9 protein-coding genes are annotated in these 5772 nt (G+C 30.8%); all 9 read left to right on the top strand.

Annotated features, from left to right (window positions below; genetic code table 11):
- On the top strand, positions 1-700 hold a 700-nt coding region (locus VK998_RS10115; protein WP_325228010.1), incomplete at its 5' end, for a flagellar hook-basal body complex protein.
- 69 nt (positions 701-769) lie between these two features.
- On the top strand, positions 770-982 hold the full coding sequence (locus tag VK998_RS10120; protein WP_325228011.1) for a flagellar FlbD family protein: 213 nt from the start codon (positions 770-772) through the stop codon (positions 980-982).
- A 3-nt stretch (positions 983-985) separates the two neighbouring features.
- Positions 986-1771 (top strand): flagellar motor protein, encoded by a 786-nt coding sequence (locus tag VK998_RS10125; protein ID WP_325228012.1) that lies wholly within the window; start codon positions 986-988, stop codon positions 1769-1771.
- Entirely contained in the window at positions 1771-2493 is a 723-nt protein-coding gene (locus VK998_RS10130; protein ID WP_325228013.1) for an OmpA/MotB family protein, read from the top strand. The genes VK998_RS10125 and VK998_RS10130 overlap by 1 nt, the downstream gene beginning before the upstream one ends.
- 19 nt (positions 2494-2512) lie before the next feature.
- Entirely contained in the window at positions 2513-2938 is a 426-nt protein-coding gene (locus tag VK998_RS10135) for a flagellar basal body-associated FliL family protein (protein WP_325228014.1), read from the top strand.
- 18 nt (positions 2939-2956) lie between these two features.
- Entirely contained in the window at positions 2957-3943 is a 987-nt protein-coding gene (gene fliM, locus VK998_RS10140; RefSeq protein ID WP_325228015.1) for a flagellar motor switch protein FliM, read from the top strand.
- Positions 3918-5069 carry a flagellar motor switch phosphatase FliY gene (fliY, locus tag VK998_RS10145; RefSeq protein WP_325228016.1) on the top strand — a complete coding sequence of 384 codons (1152 nt, stop codon included), beginning with the start codon at positions 3918-3920 and terminating at the stop codon, positions 5067-5069. Before fliM ends, fliY begins: the two co-directional genes overlap by 26 nt.
- Before the next feature lie 32 nt (positions 5070-5101).
- Positions 5102-5464, top strand: a complete 363-nt coding sequence (locus VK998_RS10150; RefSeq protein WP_325228017.1) for a response regulator — start codon at positions 5102-5104, stop codon at positions 5462-5464.
- 2 nt (positions 5465-5466) lie between these two features.
- The coding region (locus tag VK998_RS10155; RefSeq protein WP_325228018.1) for a flagellar biosynthetic protein FliO at positions 5467-5772 on the top strand (306 nt) is incomplete at its 3' end.

Genomic DNA, 5772 nt, shown 5'->3' on the forward strand with positions numbered 1-5772 from the left:
ACACATTAGCGATACAATAATAAAGGATAGTTTAGGGAATTCTTATAAGGTAATTTTTAAGTTTGAAAGAGAAGACACAAACACATGGAAAGTGACTTTAACTGAGGTAATAGATCAAGCGAGTAAAGAGAATATATTAGAAAATGAAGTTGAAATGGAAGAACCATTGGTTTTTGATGAATATGGGAAGTTAATAAGTGGGCCTGTAGATAAATCTTTACCCCTAAATAAAGATGGTGTTAGTTTTGGTGATGCAGATGGCAATATTACAATTGACTTCTCCAAACTCACCCAATACGCTAACGACATGGATGCAAAACCTCATGCAGATGGCAATTCATCAGGGAAAATAGAGGGTTATGCTATTGATGATAAAGGGGTAGTTGTAGGGATATTTACCAATGGTGAAAGAAAGGCTTTAGGACAGTTAATGCTAGCTAAATTTGATAACTCAATGGGGCTACAAAAAACTGGAGGAAATTTCTTCGTTGACACTAGAAACTCTGGAGAACCTCAATTTGGAACTGCTGGAACTAGTGGTTATGGACCAATAGCACCAGGAGCTTTGGAAATGTCTAATGTAGATTTATCAATGGAATTTACCGATATGATTACAACTCAAAGAGGATTTCAAGCGAATTCAAGAATAATTACTACATCAGATGAAATGTTACAGGAACTAGTAAATATGAAAAGATAATATTATAAGGTTGTAGGAGTAGGGGATTATAGCCCTCTCCTAAGCCCTATATAAAAGGTGGGATTTTATGTGATAAAAGTAAAAAGATTAAATGGCAAAGAATTTGTAGTTAATAGTGATTTGATTCAATACGTTGAGGAAACCCCCGATACGGTAATAACACTAACTACTGGTCAAAAAATTGTGGTAGTAGAAACTGTTGACCAAATAATCGAAAAAGTTATTGCTTACAAAGCTAGATCAATTGAATATAAAAGAAGAGCTGAAGAGAAAGAGGTGTAGCAATTGGATATATCAACTGTACTTGGCCTCCTTCTGGGTGTTGTTTTTATAATAGGAGGTATTGTTACTTCTGGCCAATTAGGTACTTATTTACATGCCCCTGCTATAATAATCGTACTAGGTGGAACTATAGCTTCTACTTTAGCTAGTTTTCCTTTAAAGAATTTTTTAAACACTTCAAAAGTTATCAAAAAGGCTTTTTTCTATAAAGCAACTTCCCCTGATGAAGTAATAGGAGAAGTAATTAATTTGGCAAACATTGCCAGGAAGGAAGGACTTCTAGCTTTAGAAGAATATGCTGAAGAGTTAAATGATGAATTTTTACATAAAGGAATAATGCTAATAGTTGATGGTACAGATCCTGAGTTAGTAAGAAATATTTTAGAAACAGAGCTTATATTCTTGGAAGAGAGGCATATGGACGGTCAAAGTATTTTTGAAACGATGGGTACATATTCCCCTGCTTTTGGTATGATTGGTACTTTAATAGGCTTAATTAATATGTTAAAACATATAGATGACCCTAGCACAATTGGTCCTAATATGTCTGTTGCATTAGTAACAACGTTTTATGGCTCCATTTTAGCAAATGTAGTATTTTTACCATTATCACGCAAACTAAAGATCAGAAGTAAGTCAGAAGTATTGGTAAAAGAATTAATAGTTGAAGGTCTATTATCAATCCAAGCAGGAGAGAATCCGAGAATAATCGAGGAAAAGCTAAAAACCTTTATTCCACCAGAAATGAGAAAGAATTATAAAGAGAAATTGGAGAGAGAGGGAGCATAATGAGAAGAGGAAGAAGAAGGACAGAACAGAACAATACAGATAATTGGCTTACAACATACAGTGATATGGTAACTTTATTGTTGGCTTTCTTTGTACTTTTATTTTCCTTTTCTGAAATAGACGCACAGAAGTTTAGGAGTATAATGAGTAGTTTTCAAGGTGGAACAGGAGTGCTAGAAAATGGCCCTACCTTAGAATTAGAAAATAATATAGAACCTTTAGAAGATATTATAGAGGGAGATTTGGAGAGTTTAAAAGATCTTTTAGAAGAATATGCAGATAGTGTTGGACTTGGTCCTGAAATAGTACTTTCAATTGAAGAAAGAGGCTTAATAATTAGATTTATGGATAATGTCCTTTTTGACTCAGGTAAAGCTGATTTAAAACCAGAATCATTAGAGATATTAAGTTCTATGGCTGAAATATTGAATATGGATGAATTCAGCGAAAGATTAATTAAAGTTGAAGGGCATACAGATACAGATCCTATAATATATTCGGTTCATTTTCCTACAAACTGGGAATTATCATCAACAAGAGCAACTAATGTTTTAAGGTATCTTGTTGAAGAAAAAGGAATTGATGGAAGTAGGATTTCTTCATCAGGATATAGTTTTTATCGCCCAATAGCTCCTAATGATACTGAAGAAAACAAACAAAAGAATAGAAGAGTTGATATAGTAATTTTAAGGACATCCTATGAAGAGATGGAACCAAGATAGAAGGGAATGAGAAGACGTTATGAATAATAGAAATATAATATTGATTATCATTTTGGTTTTACTAATTGTATTAGCAGTTTTGGGTGCTGTATTAGGTGTTACATATTATAGAAATAACAATACCAACAATTCCAATGGGAAGTCAATTGAAACTTTCAATTTAACCTTAGATGATATGTATTGTAATTTAAAGGATAGTAAAAGGATTATGAAAGTAAGAATAACTATTGAAACTAGTAATAAAAACACATTTGAATCTTTAAATAGCAAACAATTCTTAATAAGAGATGATATAAATAAAATTATTAGGAATAAAACTGAAGATGAAATTGAAGGTGAAGAAGGACAAACTACGTTACAAAAAGAGATAAAAGAAAGTTTGGTGAACTTGTTTAATGATAATACTATAACTAATATATATTTTAATGATTTGATTATTCAGTAATAAGGGAGGTAGAGGCAATTGGCAGAAGTATTATCTCAAAATGAAATTGACGCCCTACTTCAAGCACTTAGTTCTGGAGAGGTAGATGTTCAGGAAATAAAAGAAGTAGAAAGTTCAAAAAAAGTAAAAAAATATGATTTTATGAATCCACAAAAGATTGCAAAAGATCAATTAAGAACTTTAGAGATAATTCATGAAAATTTTGGTAGATTATTTCAGACATTCCTATCAGGATATTTAAGGGCTCCGATCAAGATTTCTATACTGACAGTAGACCAATTTGCATATAGTGAATTTAGCAATGCTGTTTCCAACCCTGCCTTCTTAAGTATAATTGATTTTACGCCTTTAAATGGACAGATACTTATGGATATATCAACTAATGTTGTTTATTCAATGATTGATAGGCTTTTAGGAGGAGATGGTACAAAAGAACAAGAAGTACGTACCTTTACAGAAATAGAACTTACATTACTAAAAGGTATGATTGATAAATCAATGACATTATTTAAAGAAGCTTGGAGCAATGTAATTGATTTAAAACCTAAACTCGATAAAATCGAAGTAAATCCACAATTTGCTCAAATAGTTCCACATAACGAAACTATTGCACTAATTACCATGAATTTAGAAGTTGGTTCAGTGGAAGGGATGATAAATATATGTATACCTTATTTAGTTATAGAGCCAATTTTAGATAAATTAAGTACTAGATTTTGGTTTTCTACTACCCAAAAAGAATTATCAGAAAATGAATTGTTGATTATTAAGAAAAGAATGTTAGATGCTAAAATACCAGTAAAAGTAGAGTTAGGTTCAACATATGTAAGAGTAAAGGATATATTAAATTTACAAGAAGGTGATGTAATTAGATTGGATACGAATACTGAAGAAAAAGCTAAGGTAAGAATAGGTTCAAATATAAAGTTTTTAGGAAATGTTGGTGTTACTAAGAAAAAAATGGCTATTAAAATAACAAATGTTGCAAAGGATGGTGATGATTAAGATGGATAAAGATATGCTTTCTCAAGAGGAAATAGATCTTCTTTTAAACGGAACAGAAGATTTTGATAATGAAGATGAAAAAGACAGAGTAATTACAGATATTGAAAAAGATACATTAGGTGAGATAGGTAATATTAGTATGGGAACTGCAGCTACTACATTGTCGACCTTATTAAATAAAAAAGTTACTATAACTACTCCTAGAGTAGAAGTTACTACAGCTGGGGAGTTGTCTTATGAACACCCAATTCCATTTGTTGCAGTTGATGTTAGATATAAAGATGGATTGGAAGGTTCCAATATATTAATGATTAATTTAGATGATGTAAAGATTATAACTGATATTATGATGGGAAAAGACGAAATTGATACAAACAGAGAGTTAACAGAGATAGATTTAAGTGCTATTTCTGAAGTTATGAATCAAATGATGGGATCATCAGCTACTTCATTGTCAGAAATATTTTCAAAAAGAATAGATATTGAACCCCCTAAATCTTATGAGATAACCTTTAGCGAAGGAAGAAATAAACTAGAAGTTTTAAAAACTTCTGCACCTATAATCAAGGTATCCTTTAAAATGGTGGTGGAAGATTTAATTGATAGTGAAATCATGCAATTAATCCCTTTAGATTTTGGACAGCAAATGGTTGAAAACCTTATAGATAGTTCTAGTTCAGAGACAAAAGAAAATAAAGAAAATAAAGAAAATATTGTAGAGGACACTCCCCCAGAAAAAATATTGAACGAAAAAGTTCAGACTAAAATCAACCAAAAAACTTCAAAAGCTGACAAAGAGTTCGAAAAAAAGAAAAAAGAGCATGTAATTATTAAAAAACCAGAATTTGAAACTTTTGACACAACTGATGATGTCAGCTATAATGAATCTATCGATTTAGTTGGAGATATACCAATAGAGCTAACTGCTGAATTAGGAAGAACTATTAAAAAAATTAGTGAAATATTAGAGTATGGGCCAGGAACTGTACTAGAATTGGACAAGTTAGTTGGAGAACCATTAGATATCTACGCAAACGGGAAATTTATTGCAAAAGGTGAAGTAGTTGTAATTGATGATAATTTTGGAATAAGGATAACTGATGTTAGCAATAATTTTGGTGGTTGATTGAATTTGAAATTAAAAAGGGAGGAATTAACATGGCTAAAGGAATATTAGTAGTCGATGACGCTTCGTTTATGAGAATGATGATAAAAGATATTCTTACAAAAAATGGGTTTGAAGTAATTGGTGAAGCTGAAAATGGTTTAAATGCGGTAGAGAAATACAAAGAATTAAATCCGGAATTAGTTATAATGGATATTACTATGCCTGAAATGGATGGAATACAGGCGGTAAAAGAGATCAAGAGTATTGATCCAAACGCAAAAATAATAATGTGTTCTGCTATGGGACAACAAGCCATGGTTATTGAAGCTATCCAAGCTGGAGCAAAGGATTTTATCGTTAAGCCATTCCAACATGAAAGAGTGATTGAGGCAGTAAAAAAGGCATTGAATTAGATATGAAAAGTCGAAGAAATATGTTTATTTACTTTTTAATTTTTATAGTAATTATAAGCACTCCAGTTTATGCTACCAACTATGAAAATTATAATCCTGGTAAAACTATATTAAAATTAATATTTTATATTATTATAGTTTTAATAGTATTGATAATTGCTATTTATGGTACAAAGTTTATTGCAAAAAAATCAAAAAGATTTATTAACAGTAGGTTTATTCAAATTATTGATAGTTTAAATTTAGGAGTTAACTTTAAGATAATAATTGTAGAAATTAGTGATGTAATCTATATATTAGCCATTACT

The sequence above is a fragment of the Schnuerera sp. genome (assembly GCF_035459645.1).
Lineage (GTDB): Bacteria > Bacillota > Clostridia > Tissierellales > Tepidimicrobiaceae > Schnuerera.

Excerpts from the sequence above, each read along its gene's own strand:
- VK998_RS10135 (WP_325228014.1), top strand. The coding sequence starts at position 2,513 with ATGAATAATAGAAATATAATATTGATTATCATTTTGGTTTTACTAATT.
- VK998_RS10130 (WP_325228013.1), top strand. The coding sequence starts at position 1,771 with ATGAGAAGAGGAAGAAGAAGGACAGAACAGAACAATACAGATAATTGG.
- VK998_RS10150 (WP_325228017.1), top strand. The coding sequence starts at position 5,102 with ATGGCTAAAGGAATATTAGTAGTCGATGACGCTTCGTTTATGAGAATG.
- fliY (WP_325228016.1), top strand. The coding sequence starts at position 3,918 with ATGTTGCAAAGGATGGTGATGATTAAGATGGATAAAGATATGCTTTCT.